This is a genomic window from Pandoraea cepalis (assembly GCF_902459625.1).
GTDB classification, from domain to species: domain Bacteria; phylum Pseudomonadota; class Gammaproteobacteria; order Burkholderiales; family Burkholderiaceae; genus Pandoraea; species Pandoraea cepalis.
This window is the reverse complement of sequence record NZ_CABPRY010000009.1, coordinates 112,079-128,878: the sequence shown is the minus strand read 5'-3', so window position 1 is coordinate 128,878 and position 16,800 is coordinate 112,079. Positions and strand designations below refer to the sequence as shown.

Here is a 16,800-nt window from a genome sequence, read left to right as displayed (position 1 = left end):
CGTTGGCCGAAATTGTTGCGTGCTAACATTCTCATTTTCGTTGCCAGCCAATAGCTATGAAGCGCGCGGTGAAATCTGAGAACCAGGGGTCTGTCGCGGCGGCGCCCGCCGCCGAAGGCCGGCGCAAGTACGACGCCGAACAGACCAAGCAGAACATTCTGGACATCGCGACGCACGAGTTTTCCACGATGGGTCTGTCGGGCGCGCGCGTCGATGCGATCGCCGAGCGCACGCACACGACCAAGCGCATGATCTATTACTACTTCGAGAGCAAGGAGAAGCTGTATGAAGCCGTGCTCGAGAAGGTGTACAGCGACATCCGCGTCCTCGAGCAGGCACTGAACGTCGATGCCATGGATCCCGCCGAGGGCATGCGCACACTGGTCGAGTTCGCGTTTGATTACCACGACAAGCATCGCGACTTTGTGCGCCTCGTGGCCATCGAGAACATTCATCAGGCGAAGTACGTCGAGCAACTCAAGACGTTCAAGAACCGCAACGCCACCATCATCAACACGCTGGAATCGTTGCTCGCGCGCGGCACCGCGTCCGGCGAGTTTCGTGCGGGCATCGACGCGGTCGACCTGCACCTCATCATCAGCTCGTTCTGCTTCCATCGCATTTCGAACCGCTACACATGGGCGGCGGCCTTCGGGCGAGACCCGTCTCACGCGCGCTTGCGCACGCAGCATCGCGACACGCTCGTCGACGTCGTGCAGCGTTACGTCGCCGCCTGAGCGGTGGCATGGCGCTCGTACGGCTGATCGCCCCGCCATCGCGCGAATCGCACGACACCAATTGCGCACTCGCTCGATTCGATCCGTGGTCGAAGACATGCGAAACGCCCCGGACGCCTTGACGGCGTGCCGGGGCGTTTCATTGGCGTGCCACGTCGATCAGCTTGCCAGATCGATCCGCTTGATATCCCCCACCACGAAGATGTAGGACAGCGCGCCGATGATCGCGATGGCGCCGATGAGCGTGAGTGCCCAGACGAACGATCCGGTTGCGGCGACGATGAAGCCGATCACGAGCGGCGTCACGATACCGGCGAGGTTCGCCGCGAAGTTGAAGATGCCGCCGGTCAGGCCCAGAAGGTGCTTCGGCGCGATGTCCGAGACCAGCGTCCAGCCCAGCGCCGCCATGCCTTGCGCGAAGAACGCTACGGACAGAATCGCGATGACGACGGCATTGTTGTCGACATAGTTCGCCGCCACGATGCTCGATGCGCCCAGCAACCCTGCGATGATCGGCAGCTTGCGGGCCACGTTGGCCGAGAGGCCGCGACGCAGCAACCAGTCGGACAGCGAGCCGCCGAACATCACACCCACCGATGCCGCGATGAACGGCAGGATGGCGAAGAAGCCGATTTTGAGCCAGCCCATGTGACGCTCGGTCGCCAGGTACGTCGGGAACCAGGTGAGGAAGAACACGAGCGTCGAGTTGCCCGCGAACTGGCCGATACAGATGCCAAGCAACTGGCGGCGACGAATCAACTGACCGACCGTCTTCCAACTGAACGGCTGCCGCTCGACGGCAACCGCCGGTGTGCCCGCTTCATCGCCGCGAATGTAGGCCAGCTCGGCGGCGTTGGCCCCCGGGTGATCCTGCGGTTCACGGTAGAAGCGCCACCACACCAGCCCGAACAACACCCCCGCCACGCCGACCGTGATGAACAGCACGCGCCAGCCGAAGGCGCCCGTGATGGCGAAGAGCACCGGCGAGAAGAACGCCAGGCCGATGTATTCGCCAACGGTATAGGTGCCGGTCGCCATCGCGCGCTCGGTCTGCGGGAACCATGTGGCAACAACGCGGCTGTTGACCGGGAAGCAAGGCGCTTCGACCAGCCCCAGTCCAAGCCGGCAGGCGATCAGCCCCGACAGCCCGGTGACGAGGCCATGCGCGAGCGTGCAGATCGACCAGAGCGTCATCGCCAGGTAATACGTAATCTTGCTGCCGAAGCGGTCGAGGAACATGCCGCCCGGTACCTGCGCGAGCACATAACTCCACGAGAACATCGAGAACACGATGCCCATGACGGCGGCCGACAGCCCCAGCTCCTTGGTCAATTGCGGTGCGGCAACGCCCAGCACCGTGCGATCGAGGTAATTGATCATGGTGCCGATCGCCAGCAGCGCGAGAATCTTGTAGCGCGCGTTGGTTCGTTTCGTACCGGCCGCCACGTTCGGGCCGCCCTTCGCTCGTGCTTCTACGCCTTGAGATCCGGCGCTTTGTGATGGGTAAGACATGTCTCCTCCTTGGGAAAGGGTATCAGCTCGACAGCAGACTTCGGAAGTGATTGAGCATTCGATCGGGATCCGGTGCCATCCGCGTAAAGATCTCGTAGGCATCCACCGCCTGGAAGACGGCCATGCCGCCGCCGTTGAGCGTGCGGCAGCCCAGCGACCGGGCGGTACGGATCAGTTCGGTTTCCAGCGGGAAATACACAATGTCGGCCACCCACATCGCGGCGCGCAGCAACGTCGCCGGAATCGGCATGCCCGGTAGCTTGGTCATGCCGGTGGGGGTCGCGTGGATCACGCCGTCGGCCGCGTCCAGCGCCTGCGCAATGCTGGTGACGGCCAGCACGCGTGCCTGCGGGAAGCGCGCCGCGAGATCCCGCGCAAGATGGTCGGCCTTCGCCGCATCGACGTCGAACACGCGCAGTTCCTGCGTGCCAAGCTTCATGGCGGCATGACCGACGGCGCAGCCCGCGCCACCGGCGCCGACGAGCGCCACGCGCGCCATCGCCACGTCGCCCGGCATGCCTTCGCGGAATGCACGGTAGAAGCCCGACCAGTCGGTGTTGTGGCCGATCCGACGCCCGCCGCGCAACACCACGGTGTTCACGGCACCGAGCGCTTTCGCGTCTTCTGACAACGCGTCGAGTTGCGCGATGATGGCCTGCTTGTACGGGTACGTGACGTTGAAGCCGTCGTAGCCCGCCGCCTCCAGCGCCTTCACCGTGGCCGGCAGGTCCGCGGCGCCGCGCCCGAGTTCCGCCATATCGATACGGCGATAGACATACGACACGCCCATGCGGCGCGCCTCCTCCTCATGCATGGCCGGGGACATCGAGGCGCCGATGCCGTCGCCGATGAGGCCGATGAGCCACGACTTCGGCTCGACTCGCAGATCGTTCTTCATGCTCACTCCGTCGCGTCGCCCAGCAGCTTGGCCAGGTAGCGCAGGCCATACTCGTAACCGTCGGAACCCGCGCCGCAGATCACGCAGCGCGCCACGGCGGACACATAGGAATGATGGCGAAACGCCTCGCGCTGGTGCACGTTCGAGAGATGCACCTCCACGACAGGCAGATCGGACGCACGCAACGCATCGCCAATGGCGACCGACGTATGCGTGTAGGCGGCGGGGTTGATCACAATGCCGTGCGCTTCGACACGAGCCTGATGAATCCAGTCGATGATCTGATGCTCGGCGTTGGATTGATGGAAACGAATGTCCATGCCCAGTGCGTCGCCCACGCGACGGCATTTCTCCTCGATATCGGCAAGCGTCTCCGAGCCGTAGATGGTCGGCTCGCGCGTGCCCAGCAGGTTCAGATTCGGCCCGTTCAGCACCCATACCGACGGCCTCGTTCGATTCGACATCCCTTCACTCCTCTTCACGTTACCTGCTGGCGCGACACCCTCCCGGACTCAGGGGGAGGGTCGGGGCGGGTCGCCACTCGGCGGCACGGCACCGATTCACGCTCATCAGGCCACCGATTCTGAGAACAAAAACGTCGGGCGTCATCTGGGGTTAACTATAATTTTAACCATCTAGTTAGTTACTATAATTTGCACCACAACCGTTATGGCACTTGAATTACTTTTAGTTATGTCTGATCTAACTGGTGCGTATAACCAGTCATCGATCGTCGAATCACGTAGCTTTCAGCCCCGCCATGGGGCGACCGGATCGCACCGCGCATGAAGACATCCATTGCCACCGTATCGCTGTCGGGCATGCTTCCGAGCAAGCTGACGGCCATTGCCGCCGCCGGCTTCGACGGCTTCGAACTGTTCGAGAACGATCTGCTGTACTTCGACGGCGCACCCAGGACGGTGCGCTCGATGGCCACCGATCTCGGGCTGGCGATTTTTCTGTATCAGCCGTTTCGCGATTTCGAAGGCGTGTCGCCGGCCCAGTTGGATCAGAACCTCGAGCGGGCGCGGCGCAAGTTCGACGTGATGCACGCGCTCGGAGTCGACACGATGCTGGTGTGCAGCAATGTGTCGCCGAACGTGATTCGGGACGATCGCCTGGCGATCGATCAGCTTGGCGCACTCGCGGAACTCGCCCGTCAGGCTGGCGTCGTCATTGCCTACGAGGCGCTCGCCTGGGGCGCCCACGTCAACTCATATCGCCACGCCTGGCAGTACGTGAAGGCGGTGAACAGCCCGCACCTCGGGCTCGGGCTGGACAGCTTCCATACGCTGTCCATCGGCGACGACCTCGCCGACCTGGCATCGATCCCCGGCGAGAAGCTGGCCTTCCTGCAGGTCGCCGACGCGCCGCTGCGCAAGATGGACGTGCTCGAATGGAGCCGCCATTACCGGTGCTTCCCCGGTCAGGGCGACCTCGATGTGACGCGCTTCGTCGCCACCGCGTTGGCGGCAGGCTATCGGGGTCCGCTGTCGCTGGAGATTTTCAATGACGGCTTCCGGGCCGCCCCGGCCGAGTCGACCGCCAAGGATGGCATTCGCTCGCTGCGCTATCTCGAATCCCAGGTGCGCGATGTGCTGGTCGACGACAAGGCGACGCGCGGACTCGACACGCTGACGAGCCTGCCCCCGGCCCCGGCGGCCATCGACCTTCAGTTCCTGGAATTTGCGGTGGATGCGAACGCGCGCGCCACGCTCACGACGTGGCTCGAAAAGCTCGGCTTCCTGCGCATGGGCCGCCATCGTTCTAAGGATGTCACGCTGTTTCAGCACGGCCGCGCGTCCATCATTCTCAACGCCGAGTCCGATTCGTTCGCCAGCGCGTTCTTCATGCACCACGGCGTATCGCTGTGCGCATCGGCCTTTCGCGTGCCGTCGGCGCACGACGCCGTGACGCGTGCGACGCAAGTCGGCTACGCGCGCTTCGAAGGACGCGTGGGGCCGAACGAGCGTAATGTGCCCGCCGTGCTCGCACCGGACCAGAGCCTGTTCTATCTCGTCGACGAGTTGCCCAATGCGCCGACACTGTTCGAGTCCGACTTCCACCTCACGGACATCGACGGGCCGACCCAGACCGGGCCGATCACGGCGGTCGATCACGTTGCGCTGTCGGTGCCGGGGGGTTCGCTCGAACGTTGGGCGCTGTTCTTCCGGTCGGTGTTCGGATTCCAGGCGGAGCACAGCGTCGTGTTGCACGATCCTTACGGGCAGATCCAGAGCCAGGCGATCCGCAGCCATGACGGGTCGGTGCGCATCGTGCTCAACGCGTCGGTCGATCCTCGCACGATCCACTCGGAGACGATTTCGGCCTACAAGGGCTCCGGGCTGAATCACGTGGCGTTCCGCACCGACGACATCGCCATGGCGGTTCGTCGACTGGAAGGCGACGGCGTGCCGATCCTGCGAATTCCGCAAAGCTATTACAACGACATTGCCGCGCGCTTCGGACTGAACGAGGCGTTCGTCGACACCCTGCGCAAGCACAACATTCTCTACGACCGCGACGCGAGCGGCGGCGAGTTCCTGCACGCCTATACGGCGCAGGTCGATCACCGCTTCTTCTTCGAACTGGTCGAGCGGCGCGGCGGCTATGACGGCTACGGCGCACCCAATGCGTCCGTGCGGTTGGCCGCGCAGTCGGCAGTGCGTAGCTGAGCGCGGCGTCGCGCAATCACTGGGTTCCAGAAGAACAAGCACCACCCACGTCAATCACCAAGAAGGAGACACACATGAGGAATGCACGTCAGTGCAGGCGCGCGGTCGCACTTGCGGCCGGGATAACGATTGCCGGCTCGGCCGCCGCGCAATCGAACGTCACGCTTTACGGGATGGTCGACAGCGCGATCACCTACGTGAACAACCAGAACGGCGCGTCGAACGTCTATCTGCGGCAGGGCAATCTTTATGCGTCGAAGTGGGGCCTGCGCGGACGCGAGGATCTGGGAGGCGGCACCGCGGCCATCTTCGACGTTCAGGCCGGCTTCGATTTGAACACGGGCGCGGCCGCGAGCGCCGGTCAGTTGTTCAATCGTCAGGCATTCGTCGGCCTGCAGGACAACACGTTCGGCACGGCGACGATCGGTCGCCAATACACCCCGTACTACCAGTTCGTCGGCCCGCTCACGGGCAGCAACCTGCTGACGGGCGCCACCGGCGCGCATCCGGGCGATATCGACGGCCTCGACACGACGATCCGCATCAACAACGCGCTTGTCTACACGACGCCGACGTATGCGGGCCTGCAAGCCAGCGTGATGTATGCGTTCGGCGGCCAGGCGGGCAGCACCGGCAAGGGCAGCACGCTCAGCGCGGCCTTGCGTTACGACAATGGACCGGTGTCCGTCGGTGCGGGGTATTTGCGCCTGAACAATGCGGCCACGACGACCGGGTTCGACAGTGCGTCGACGGGGTCGTTCGGCACGTCCGTGTTGAACCAGGGATATGTCAGCGCGCGGGCGTTGGAGCAGTGGGCGGCGGCGGGCAACTATTCGTTCGGCAACTTCGTTCTCGGCGCGAATATCTCGCACGTGACGTATCTGCCGGGCAGCCGCTCGATCTTCACCGACTCGGCGATCTTCAATACGGTCGGCGTACTGGGCGTGTACAAGCTCACGCCGGCCTTCGACGTCGGCGCGGGCTATTCGTACACCGCCGCGACAAGTGCGAACGGCGTGACCGACAGCGCGCGTTATCATCAGTTTTCGCTGCGCGAGTACTACCGGTTGTCGAAGCGCACGGTGCTGTATGCGCTTCAGGCCTATCAGCACGCGAGCGGGCAGACGCTGGGCAAGAACGGGGCGGGGAACATCATCGCCGCATCGCCGGCCGTCGGCGACTCGCAGAACCTGACTGGGTCGAGCACGTCCGGCCAGTTCGTCGGCATGCTGGGCATGGCCGTCATTTTCTGATCGTATTGCAACGTCCCCTGCGATACGTTGGAAACAGCCCCGCCGGCATCAATGCCGGCGGGGCTTTCACACGTTCCGACATCGAACGATCGTCGTTCGGCTGGCGCGGCTACGCGCCGATCTCAAGGAGTGCCATCTTTTTATACAATGTGGCACGCCCGATACCCAATCGCGCGGCAGCCTCCGCGACCCGCCCGCCTGCGGCACGCAACGCGTCGATCAATAGTTGACGCTCGAACGCTTTCATCGCCTCGTCGTATCGCGGCACCTCCGCCGCGCCCAGGTCGCCGCTCGTCTGACCGACCGTCTCCGCATCCGCCGCCCCATCGGTATCGCTTTGCGCGCCGACGCCGTCGCCAATGAAGCGAGCCAATGAACGCGCGTCGATGCGACCGCTCTCCGAGAGCAATGCCACGCGCTCGAGCGTGTTGTGCAATTCACGCACATTCCCCGGCCAGCGATAGGCCCTGAGTCGCCCGATGGCGTCTTCGTTCAATTCCAGATGCCCCGCATCGCGGCGCGAACTCAATTTATCCAGAATCGCATAGGACATGGCCTCGATGTCCGACGCACGCTCGCGCAGCGGCGGAACCCGAATCATCAACACGTTGAGGCGATAGTACAGATCGGCCCGGAACTTCCCTTGCGCGACCAGATTCGGCAAATCCGCCGACGTGGCGGCGATGATGCGCACGTCCGTCTGGACGACACGGTTCGACCCTATCGGCTCGAATTCCCGCTCCTGCAAGACCCGCAATAGTTTGCCTTGCAGCGATAACGGCATGTCGCCGATTTCGTCAAGGAAGAGCGTTCCGCCATGCGCCAGTTCAAACTTGCCCGTTCGGCCTTTTCGGTCCGCCCCGGTATAGGCACCGGCCGCGGCGCCGAAGAACTCCACTTCGAGCAGCGCATCGGGAATCGCGGCGACATTGACCGTGACCAGCGGTTTGTCTGCGCGCATGGATTCGCCATGAATCGCATGGGCCAGCAACTCCTTGCCGGTCCCGGTTTCCCCGAGCAGCAACACCGGCGAATCGAGCTGTGCGGCGCGACGCCCGAGGCGCTTGGTCTCCAGGCTTGCCGCACTGGTGCCGACAAAACTCGAAAAGCTGTATTTCGCCCGCCGCGCCTGCGCCAACGACTGGCGCGTCGCAAGGAGCTCCGACTGCAGTCGCGAGTATTTGCTGAACATCGGCGTCAGCGCCTTCAGTTCGTCGAATAACGCAAATCCCACCGCGCCAATGGTTCCACCGCGCGAATCCCGAATCGGAAGCCGCGTGACCACCAGCGGCTCCTGCCCGGTCTCAAGAATATCGAGCAGGATTGGCCGGCCCGTCGCCACAACTTCGCGCATCAAGCTATTGGGAATCACGGTTTCGCAATCCAGACCGATTACTTCATCGGGATTGGTGAATCCGAAGCGAGCGGCGTAACTGCGATTGATCCAGACAATCCGCGCATCGCTGTCGACGACCACGGTGCCCTCGCTGGAATTGTCCAGCGTCTCGAACAGCGACTGCATGGCGTGCTTGCGAACGAATCCGTAATCGGAAAGCAAGCCTCTCGCCTTGCCTAGCGTGACGGTGTCCGGCGTTTTGTCATCAGTCATCTCGAAATCGCTATTTGTCCATATTTCGAGACGATTATTCCACAAACCGAGACACCAGCACCATCAGTGAAAACGCCCTTCCGATACTGATTTTTTGGAAATTTCGGCCATCGCAGCCCGAGCAACGCTCGCCGTCCGTCTCCAAATCGAGACAATCCGCCCTCCTCCTGCCGCACCTCGCCGTTCGTTTCGTTGGTCACTGCGGGGCAAGAACTGTCGAAGTCCTTCCCGATCAAGGACTTAAGCAACGAGGGCACGGTTATTGCGTAAGCGGCTGCCGGTCGTAAGAACTTCAGCCTGCACAACCACGTGCAGGCAAACATACCGGAGACAAAATGTCGTTTCTCATCGTGCTCGCCGCATTGGCGTTTCTGATGTTTGTTGCGTATCGCGGCTATAGCGTGATTCTTTTTGCGCCGATCGCGGCGCTGGGCGCTGTGCTGCTGATCCAGCCCGACGCCGTTGCGCCCGTCTTTTCCGGCATCTTCATGGAAAAGCTGGTCGGTTTCGTCAAGCTCTACCTGCCGGTATTCCTGCTCGGGGCCGTATTCGGCAAGGTCATCGAACTGTCCGGTTTCTCCGAGTCCATTGTTGCCGCTGCGATCAAGTACATTGGCCGCACACGGGCAAACGCCGTGATCGTCGCGGTGTGTGCGCTGCTCACCTATGGCGGCGTCTCCTTGTTCGTGGTGGTATTTGCCGTCTATCCGTTTGCCGCGGAACTCTACCGACAGAGCAATATCCCCAAGCGCCTGATGCCCGGTGCGATTGCGCTGGGGGCATTCAGCTTCACGATGGATTCACTGCCGGGCACGCCGCAGATCCAGAACATCATCCCGACCACGTTCTTCAAGACCACGGCCTGGGCAGCGCCGGTGCTGGGGGTTGCCGGGGCGGTCTTCATCATCGTGGTGGGCCTGAGCTACCTCGAGTGGCGTCGCCGCGTTGCCGCGGCCAACGGCGAAGGCTACGGCGATTCGCTGCACAACGAGCCCGAGCGCGTGAACACGGAGAACCTGCCCAATCCCATTCTGGCCATTACGCCGTTGGTCCTGGTGGGTGTGGTCAATTACGCGCTCACGAAGGCGATTCCGCATTGGTATGGCGATAGCTTTGCCGTGACCCCGGACGTCCTTCCCGGCATTCATGCCCCGCTGACGATATCGATCAAAGGCGTGGTGGCGATCTGGGCTGTCGAAGGCGCGCTGCTCACCGGCATTCTGCTCGTGCTGCTGACGGCCTTCGGCAAGGTTCGCCACCGCTTCGCGAACGGCACCAAAGCCGCCGTTTCCGGCGCCTTGCTCGCCACGCTCAATACGGCGTCCGAGTATGGATTCGGGGGCGTTATTGCCGCACTGCCCGGCTTCCTGGTGGTCGCCAATGCGCTCAAGGGAATTCCCAACCCGCTAGTGAATGCGGCGGTATCCGTCTCGACGCTCGCGGGGATTACGGGCTCGGCCTCCGGCGGCATGAGCATTGCGCTCGCGGCCATGTCCGACACGTTCATCAAGGCAGCGCAAACGATGCACATCCCGCTCGAAGTGCTGCATCGCGTGGTGGCGATGGCCAGCGGCGGCATGGACACGCTGCCGCACAACGGCGCCGTGATCACCCTGCTCGCCGTCACCGGACTGACGCATCGCGAATCGTATCGGGACATCTTCGCGGTGACGTGCATCAAGACAATGGCCGTGTTCTTCGTGATCGCGCTCTATTACACGACTGGATTGGTGTGAACGATGGATTCCATGACGACGCTGGCCGGTAAAACCGCGCTTGTCACTGGCTCGACCAGCGGCATTGGCCTCGGTATCGCACGGGTACTGGCACACGCCGGCGCCAACCTCATCCTCAACGGCTTCGGCGATGTGGATGCCGCGGTCTCGACGATCGCATCGGAGGGCGCCGAGGTCATGCACCATCCGGCCGACATGCGTAGCGCCGAAGCGATCGAAGCCATGTTCGCTGCGGCGCAGGATCGCTTCGGTACCGTGGACATTCTCGTCAACAATGCCGGCATTCAGCACGTGGCGCCCATTGAGACGTTCGACCTCGGCAAATGGAACGACATCATCGCCATCAACCTGAGCTCGGCGTTCCACACGACCCGCCACGCGTTGCCTGGCATGCGTGCGCGCGATTGGGGCCGCATCATCAATATTGCGTCGGTGCACGGCCTTGTTGGCTCCGCGGGCAAGTCGGCCTATGTGGCCGCAAAGCACGGATTGGTGGGGCTGACGAAAGTCACGGCGCTGGAAACCGCGAGGACCGGCGTGACATGCAATGCCATTTGCCCGGGATTCGTGTTGACGCCGCTGGTGCAGAAACAGATCGACGACCTGGCGCTGCGCGACGGCCTTTCTCCCGACGACGCGCGCGCTCGCCTGCTGGGGGAAAAGCAGCCGTCCGGCCAATTCGTGTCGCCCGAGGCGCTTGGCAACCTTGCCTTGATGCTTTGTTCGCCGCTGGCGTCTGAGGTGCGCGGCGCCACATGGGCCGCGGATGGTGGCTGGACCGCGCAATAGGCTTGGCCGGTGGTACGGGCCCTCGCAGACCGAGAGGCGCGACGGGCCCACGTGCTGTGACGTGAGTACAAAGCACGGCGACTTCGTATTCCTAACCCGCAGTTTTCATTGATTTGTCATCGACATCATGAACAGCAACGAAAGCCAGTTTTCCCACGTCAAGCCGGGCGACACCGCATTTGTGAGCGGCGGTCTGCGCGACTTCTTCATGTATCGCGACCTCGGCATTGCCGACGCCACCGGCGGCAAAGTCATCGCGCATCTGGTTCGCGCCAATCAGGCGCCCGAGGCGGGTACGGGGTGGCATATCCACGGTGCCGATTTCCATATCGTCTACATGCTCAAAGGTTGGGCCAAGTTCATGTATGAAGACAAGGAAACGCTCGTGGAAGCGGGCGATTGCGTGCATCAACGCCCCGGCATCCGCCACTTCCTTTTCGACTATTCGCCGGATATGGAATACCTGGAAGTGGTGGGCCCGGCGGAGTTCACCAGCGTAGGCGTTGAGGGGCCGTGCGCGGTGCCCGCACCGGCGAAATGGTGACGTTCGCGGCTATGCGGCGATGGCAACCGCGAGGTGCGCTGACTCGGTAATCTTGAATGACGAGACCGCGGTTTTCAGCTTGGCCGCCTGGTCTTCGAGCGAGTGGGTCGCCGCGGCCGCCTGCTCGACCAGCGCGGCGTTCTGCTGTGTCACCTGGTCCATCTGCGTCACGGCCTGGCTGACCTGTTCGATGCCACGGCTTTGCTCGTCCGACGCCCCGGCGATTTCGCCGACGATTTCCGTCACCCGCTTGATTGCGCTCTTGATCTCGTCCATCGCGGCGCTGACTTCGACGGCCTGTTGCGAGCCATCCTGAATCGTGGCGACCGACGAGGAAATCAAGTCCTTGATTTCCTTCGCCGCGGACGCCGATCGCTGGGCCAGACTGCGCACCTCACTGGCCACCACCGCGAAGCCACGTCCCTGCTCGCCAGCCCGCGCCGCTTCCACGGCAGCATTCAGCGCGAGGATATTCGTTTGGAACGCAATTCCCTCGATCACGCTCGTGATTTCGGAAATCTTGTTCGAGCTGCCATTGATTCGCTCGATGGTGGCCACCATGGTTTGCACCGCGTTGCTACCGGTACCGGCGATGTCCGTGGCGTTCGTAGCCAGTACGTTCGCCTGGCGTGCATTGTCGGCGTTCTGCTTCACCGTCTCGGTCAGTTGCGTCATGCTGGCGGCGGTCTGCTCCAACGACGCGGCCTGTTCTTCCGTGCGCGCGGAAAGGTCGAGATTTCCGGCCGCGATTTCGCGCGTCGCGGTGGCGACCGATTCAGTCGAAACATTCACGGCGGACACGGTCGCTTCGACACGACGCATCAGCTTGTCGAACGCCACGGCGGCGCGGCCGAACTCGTCCATGCGCGGGCTGGATGAGCGCGTTGACAGGTCAAGGGAGACCGCGATGTCCTCGAATTTTTTGCCCATGCGGTTCAACCCGCCGCACACAACACGGTTCAGATGCACACCGCAATAGATCGCGACGGCACCGCCCATCGACGCCACGGCGATCAGGCTGGTCAGCGACAGGCGGTATGACGACGCCGCATTCGCGTCGAGGCCCCAGAGCGAGGTGAGCGCCACCAGCCCAACGACCAACATCAGGGTTGCCCAGGCGCCGAAGGCAAGCATCAACTTGAATCGGATCGTGAAGACAAATCGCTGCACTTCTCTTCCTTCATGAGTGGCGACGCGGCAGCGCCATGAAACGTACCGCCAAGGGAGGCCATACGACACAGGCTGATGCCTTTCGACGTGCTGTCGCGCGCTTGTTTTACCGGAATGCAGGGGTTCGGCCTTCAGATCAGTCCATACCGGCCTGATATTTCGGGACGCGATCAAGGCATTGACCCTTGCACTTGCTGTTTACGGCCGGGATGCAAGATCTTGCATACGCGTTTACCCGAAAACCCTGTCGAAGGTCGAGTGCGGGCATGGACACAACAGGGACGTTGGCCGAAACCATCCGCGTCGTTCCTGCACTGGAGTTCACCTCGGTCCCTAGAGCGCACACGACGTCGATCTACGGATCTCCCGAAGCGGATCGCTTCATGGTCGGATTGACGGGCGCAGCGGGCCCACGTGCGCGACCCCGAGCACGCGATTTACTTTGATGGGTTCGCGGAGGCGATGGTCGCGGCGAATAGCGTCATGAGCCCCTACGTCATTCTTCACTCGGCAAAACGGCGCCAGAAACCCCGATTGGTGAGATAGCTTAGGTTAGGACCCATCCGATGCGGTGGGCAGTTTCCATTCCCGATGCCCCGCCTGCGTCGCGGCTTGCAGGCCGGCATGCTAGCGACCCGGTGTCGCACTATCGTCGACGGGGGTCGACATTGCCCCAGTTTGCAGTCAGCGTCGACCGGGGCGCCCCGTTGCACCACTTTGTTGATCAACCTCAACGATTGCCTCGACCGGACGCCCACAATTCACGTAAGGGGAATCGCGCTCTCGGCCATCGCATCGCGCTTCATGCCAGACCGCGTACCTTAACGGGAGCGCCAACGTGGCGAACTCTCCCCTCAGAGCAAGGTCCACAGCCGAAGCGGTGATCTCATGAATTCGTACCGGGTGGGTAACGAGCCGCGATTTAGCGATCGCGCCGAGGCCGGAAGCGTGCTTGCACGACAACTGGCCACATATGCGGGACGCCGCGATGTGATCGTACTGGCACTGCCGCGCGGTGGCGTGCCGGTTGGCTATGAGGTCGCGCAAGCGCTGGGGGTCGAACTCGACGTGCTGGTCGTGCGCAAGCTGGGCGTGCCGCACTATCCCGAGTTGGCAATGGGCGCGATCGCGTCCGGCGGAGTACTTTACCTCGACGAACGAACGATCCGGAGCGCCGGCATCACCCAGCCGGAGATCGTCGCCGTACTGAGCGATGAACGCCGCGAACTGGCACGACGGGAAGCGTTATACCGCGGGCATCGACCGCCATTGAAAATAGAGGGGCGCACCGTCATCGTTGTCGACGATGGCATCGCCACCGGCGCCTCGATGCGCGTCGCCATCGAGGCGTTGCGTACTGGCAAACCGGCGCGGATCGTTGTTGCCGTGCCGGTCGCCCCCGAGGGCACAGCGCAACGACTGGATGGTCTCGCCGATGAATTCGTTTGCCCCCACAGCGAGCGCGAGTTTGGTGGCGTTGGCCGGTTCTATCGGGACTTTGGGCAGACGAGCGACGCCGAAGTGCGCGCGCTCCTCGCCCGCTCACATCAGGATGTTCAATAATGCATCCCGCCACAACACCCTTTCTCGCCGTGCGCGAGATCGCGCAACGGCTCAATGACAACGATGGCGATTACGATGCGTTACTGGAGATGGCGCACGATCGCGAATTCGTGCTGCTTGGCGAAGCCACGCACGGCACACAAGACTTCTACCGGATGCGAGCACAGATCACCCGCCGCTTGATCGTGGAGGGGGGATTCGACGCTGTCGCCATCGAAGGCGATTGGCCGGATACCTGGCGCGTGAACTGCTTCGTGCAAGGCGAGGGCGAAGGCGATGCCGATGCGGAGGCCGCACTTGCGGATTTCAGGCGCTTCCCTACCTGGATGTGGCGCAACCGTGAGATGCGCGACTTCATCCTGTGGCTACGTGAGCACAACGCCTCGCTGTCGCCCGAAGCACGGGTCGGCGTTTATGGACTCGACCTGTACAGCATGTACCAGTCGGCGGATGCGGTGATCCGCTATCTTGAGCGGGTCGATCCCGAGCAGGCTGCCATGGCGCGCGATCGGTACGCGGCGCTCGATCACGTGCGCGAGCCTCAGGCGTATGGGTACGCCACTGCGGTCGGCGCCCGGCCGGATGCCCGTGAAGGCGTCGTCGCCCAGTTACTGCAACTGCGGGCCGACGCGCGCCTCCATCTTTCGCGGGATGGCCTTGCGGCACTCGACGCACAGTTCTTTGCACAACAGAATGCCGAAGTCGTCGTCGATGCCGAACACTACTATCGGTCAATGTTCGGACGGCGCCTGAACACCTGGAATCTGCGTGACGCGCACATGCACCGCACGCTATCCGCCCTTGCCCACTATCGCCTGCAACGTGGCGGACAGGGGCGCGTTGTCGTCTGGGCACACAATTCGCATCTAGGCGACGCGCGCGCGACCGAGTCGCATCAGCATGGCGAGTGGAATCTTGGTCAACTGGTGCGTGAAGCCGTCGGTGAAAAGGCGCTGCTGGTCGGCTTCAGCACCTTCACAGGGCACGTATCCGCCGCGTCTCAATGGGACGGCGACGTCGAGCACAAGTGGGTGCGTCCGGCATTGCATGACAGCTATGAATACCTGTTTCACAGCACCGGGCTAGACCGGTTTTTCCTGCCACTCAACGAGGTTGCGGCGGAGCCGCTTCGTGAATCCATGCTTGAACGGGCGATCGGCGTGATCTACCTGCCTCAGAGCGAACGTGAAAGTCACTATTTCTGGACATCACTCGCCCACCAGTTCGATGCAGTGTTTCATCTGGACGAGACGAGCGCCCTGGAGCCGCTGGACGTGCCGCCGCACTGGCACCGGCGTGAGGCGCCGGCGCCGGCGGCCTGAATGCAATGAGGCGATACAGAGGTACCCGATGCGCGATGTTCAGTTGACTGGCTCGCGACGCTCCCGGCAACCGCCACGTTCAACGTATCGGCTTCGCCGCGTCGCGCTGAGGCCGCCCGTGCAGAACGCACCACTGTTTTCCGGATTCCAAGGGCGGTTCTCCGACGGTTCGTCGCGGAACACGTCAGGGCAACGCTCAGATCGACTTGGCGATCAGACCGATCGAGACGATCATGCACACCACGGAAAACGCCTGCTTGAGATGCGAGGGATGCCATCGAGTCAGCAGTCTGCCGCCGACCAGCATGCCGGCCACCGCACCTGCCGAGAACGGCAATCCGATCGTCAGATCGAAATGGCCGCCATAGATGCTGGTACCGACGCTCACCAGCGAGATCATCGCGATCACCGCCAGCGAGGTCGCGATGACCGAGTGCATCGCCAGATCGGTAAAGCGTTGTAACGCCGGCACCATGACGAATCCGCCGCCCACACCGAGCAGACCGGAGAGCACCCCCGCCACGCTGCCCATCACCGCGAGCCGGCTGGCGCAGCGCGGCGTCCAGACGAAGCGGCCGCTTTCGCCGCGCAAGCAAGGGCAGTCGGGCCGCACCTGCGCCAGCGACTTGCCGCGGCGTGCTTCCCATAACCCTTTGAGTGCCACCCAAATCATGATTGCCGCGAACAATAGCGTCAGATAGCGGGTATTCATGTGATGCGCCAACCATGAACCCAATGGCGTGAGCACAATGCCAATGGTGGCGATGAGCATTGCCGCGCGATAACGGACGATACCGGCGCGCACGCCCATCCATGCGCCCATGGCAGACGCGATGCCCACGGCCAGCAGGCCGATCGGACCGGCCTCCGGCACGCTCAGATGCCGGCCGAACACCAGCAGCGGAATCGCGAGGATACCGCCGCCGGCGCCGGTCAGGCCCATGATGCAGCCGACGATAGCGCCCAGCAACAAACTGACAGTCATGGCAAAG

Annotated in this window: 14 protein-coding genes; 8 read left to right on the top strand and 6 right to left on the bottom strand. The window is 62.9% G+C overall.

The annotated features are described in order from the left end of the window. Positions 1-56 precede the first annotated feature (56 nt). Complete coding sequence (locus PCE31107_RS17940; protein ID WP_130027342.1) at positions 57-737, top strand: TetR/AcrR family transcriptional regulator; 681 nt, start codon at positions 57-59, stop codon at positions 735-737. A 159-nt stretch (positions 738-896) separates the two neighbouring features. Here PCE31107_RS17940 and PCE31107_RS17935 read toward each other — a convergent pair whose 3' ends face one another. The 3 genes from PCE31107_RS17935 to aroQ are packed head-to-tail and all read right to left on the bottom strand — an operon-like array spanning position 897 to position 3,611. Beyond that, entirely contained in the window at positions 897-2,249 is a 1,353-nt protein-coding gene (locus tag PCE31107_RS17935) for an MFS transporter (RefSeq protein WP_425494734.1), read from the bottom strand. Positions 2,250-2,271: 22 nt separating this feature from the next. Continuing rightward, positions 2,272-3,147 carry a shikimate dehydrogenase gene (locus PCE31107_RS17930; RefSeq protein ID WP_150610084.1) on the bottom strand — a complete coding sequence of 292 codons (876 nt, stop codon included), beginning with the start codon at positions 3,145-3,147 and terminating at the stop codon, positions 2,272-2,274. Positions 3,148-3,149: 2 nt separating this feature from the next. Beyond that, the gene (aroQ, locus tag PCE31107_RS17925) at positions 3,150-3,611 is read right to left on the bottom strand and encodes a type II 3-dehydroquinate dehydratase (protein ID WP_130027346.1); all 462 of its coding nucleotides are present in this window, start codon (positions 3,609-3,611) and stop codon (positions 3,150-3,152) included. A gap of 321 nt (positions 3,612-3,932) precedes the next feature. On the opposite strand from aroQ, the gene PCE31107_RS17920 reads away from it, so the two are divergent. Together PCE31107_RS17920 and PCE31107_RS17915 are read left to right on the top strand one after the other, a co-directional pair. Further along, positions 3,933-5,822 (top strand): bifunctional sugar phosphate isomerase/epimerase/4-hydroxyphenylpyruvate dioxygenase family protein, encoded by a 1,890-nt coding sequence (locus tag PCE31107_RS17920; RefSeq protein ID WP_130027348.1) that lies wholly within the window; start codon positions 3,933-3,935, stop codon positions 5,820-5,822. A gap of 74 nt (positions 5,823-5,896) precedes the next feature. Further along, positions 5,897-7,075, top strand: coding sequence for a porin (locus PCE31107_RS17915; RefSeq protein ID WP_150610082.1), 1,179 nt, complete (start codon positions 5,897-5,899; stop codon positions 7,073-7,075). Between the two features lie 109 nt (positions 7,076-7,184). Here the strand turns inward: PCE31107_RS17915 and PCE31107_RS17910 are convergent, their stop codons facing one another. Further along, positions 7,185-8,684 (bottom strand): sigma-54 interaction domain-containing protein, encoded by a 1,500-nt coding sequence (locus tag PCE31107_RS17910; protein WP_130027351.1) that lies wholly within the window; start codon positions 8,682-8,684, stop codon positions 7,185-7,187. A gap of 335 nt (positions 8,685-9,019) precedes the next feature. Between PCE31107_RS17910 and PCE31107_RS17905 the strand changes: the two genes are divergently transcribed. The 3 genes from PCE31107_RS17905 (at position 9,020) to PCE31107_RS17895 (ending at position 11,753) form a co-directional block, all read left to right on the top strand. Beyond that, positions 9,020-10,420, top strand: a complete 1,401-nt coding sequence (locus PCE31107_RS17905) for a GntP family permease (protein WP_130027353.1) — start codon at positions 9,020-9,022, stop codon at positions 10,418-10,420. Positions 10,421-10,432: 12 nt separating this feature from the next. Then, a complete protein-coding gene (locus PCE31107_RS17900; RefSeq protein ID WP_150610125.1) occupies positions 10,433-11,209 on the top strand; it encodes a 3-hydroxybutyrate dehydrogenase in 777 nt (258 codons plus the stop codon). A gap of 127 nt (positions 11,210-11,336) precedes the next feature. Further along, positions 11,337-11,753, top strand: coding sequence for a cupin domain-containing protein (locus PCE31107_RS17895; RefSeq protein ID WP_240756088.1), 417 nt, complete (start codon positions 11,337-11,339; stop codon positions 11,751-11,753). A gap of 9 nt (positions 11,754-11,762) precedes the next feature. On the opposite strand, the gene PCE31107_RS17890 is transcribed toward PCE31107_RS17895, so the two are convergent. Then, positions 11,763-12,923 (bottom strand): methyl-accepting chemotaxis protein, encoded by a 1,161-nt coding sequence (locus tag PCE31107_RS17890; protein ID WP_130027359.1) that lies wholly within the window; start codon positions 12,921-12,923, stop codon positions 11,763-11,765. Between the two features lie 888 nt (positions 12,924-13,811). On the opposite strand from PCE31107_RS17890, the gene PCE31107_RS17885 reads away from it, so the two are divergent. Together PCE31107_RS17885 and PCE31107_RS17880 are read left to right on the top strand one after the other, a co-directional pair. Then, the gene (locus PCE31107_RS17885; RefSeq protein ID WP_150610081.1) at positions 13,812-14,486 is read left to right on the top strand and encodes a phosphoribosyltransferase; all 675 of its coding nucleotides are present in this window, start codon (positions 13,812-13,814) and stop codon (positions 14,484-14,486) included. Beyond that, entirely contained in the window at positions 14,486-15,808 is a 1,323-nt protein-coding gene (locus PCE31107_RS17880; RefSeq protein WP_150610080.1) for an erythromycin esterase family protein, read from the top strand. The genes PCE31107_RS17885 and PCE31107_RS17880 overlap by 1 nt, the downstream gene beginning before the upstream one ends. Positions 15,809-16,004: 196 nt before the next feature. On the opposite strand, the gene PCE31107_RS17875 is transcribed toward PCE31107_RS17880, so the two are convergent. Next, positions 16,005-16,793: a sulfite exporter TauE/SafE family protein gene (locus PCE31107_RS17875; RefSeq protein WP_130027364.1), complete on the bottom strand. Its 789-nt coding sequence runs from the start codon at positions 16,791-16,793 to the stop codon at positions 16,005-16,007. Positions 16,794-16,800 lie beyond the last annotated feature (7 nt).

What these genes read in the sequence shown, in the direction of transcription:
- PCE31107_RS17905 (WP_130027353.1), top strand. Translation starts at nt 9,020, where the DNA reads ATGTCGTTTCTCATCGTGCTCGCCGCATTGGCGTTTCTGATGTTTGTT.
- PCE31107_RS17895 (WP_240756088.1), top strand. Translation starts at nt 11,337, where the DNA reads ATGAACAGCAACGAAAGCCAGTTTTCCCACGTCAAGCCGGGCGACACC.
- PCE31107_RS17915 (WP_150610082.1), top strand. Translation starts at nt 5,897, where the DNA reads ATGAGGAATGCACGTCAGTGCAGGCGCGCGGTCGCACTTGCGGCCGGG.
- PCE31107_RS17900 (WP_150610125.1), top strand. Translation starts at nt 10,433, where the DNA reads ATGACGACGCTGGCCGGTAAAACCGCGCTTGTCACTGGCTCGACCAGC.
- PCE31107_RS17875 (WP_130027364.1), bottom strand. Translation starts at nt 16,793, where the DNA reads ATGACTGTCAGTTTGTTGCTGGGCGCTATCGTCGGCTGCATCATGGGC.
- PCE31107_RS17930 (WP_150610084.1), bottom strand. Translation starts at nt 3,147, where the DNA reads ATGAAGAACGATCTGCGAGTCGAGCCGAAGTCGTGGCTCATCGGCCTC.
- PCE31107_RS17920 (WP_130027348.1), top strand. Translation starts at nt 3,933, where the DNA reads ATGAAGACATCCATTGCCACCGTATCGCTGTCGGGCATGCTTCCGAGC.
- PCE31107_RS17940 (WP_130027342.1), top strand. Translation starts at nt 57, where the DNA reads ATGAAGCGCGCGGTGAAATCTGAGAACCAGGGGTCTGTCGCGGCGGCG.
- PCE31107_RS17910 (WP_130027351.1), bottom strand. Translation starts at nt 8,684, where the DNA reads ATGACTGATGACAAAACGCCGGACACCGTCACGCTAGGCAAGGCGAGA.
- aroQ (WP_130027346.1), bottom strand. Translation starts at nt 3,611, where the DNA reads ATGTCGAATCGAACGAGGCCGTCGGTATGGGTGCTGAACGGGCCGAAT.
- PCE31107_RS17885 (WP_150610081.1), top strand. Translation starts at nt 13,812, where the DNA reads ATGAATTCGTACCGGGTGGGTAACGAGCCGCGATTTAGCGATCGCGCC.
- PCE31107_RS17935 (WP_425494734.1), bottom strand. Translation starts at nt 2,249, where the DNA reads ATGTCTTACCCATCACAAAGCGCCGGATCTCAAGGCGTAGAAGCACGA.
- PCE31107_RS17880 (WP_150610080.1), top strand. Translation starts at nt 14,486, where the DNA reads ATGCATCCCGCCACAACACCCTTTCTCGCCGTGCGCGAGATCGCGCAA.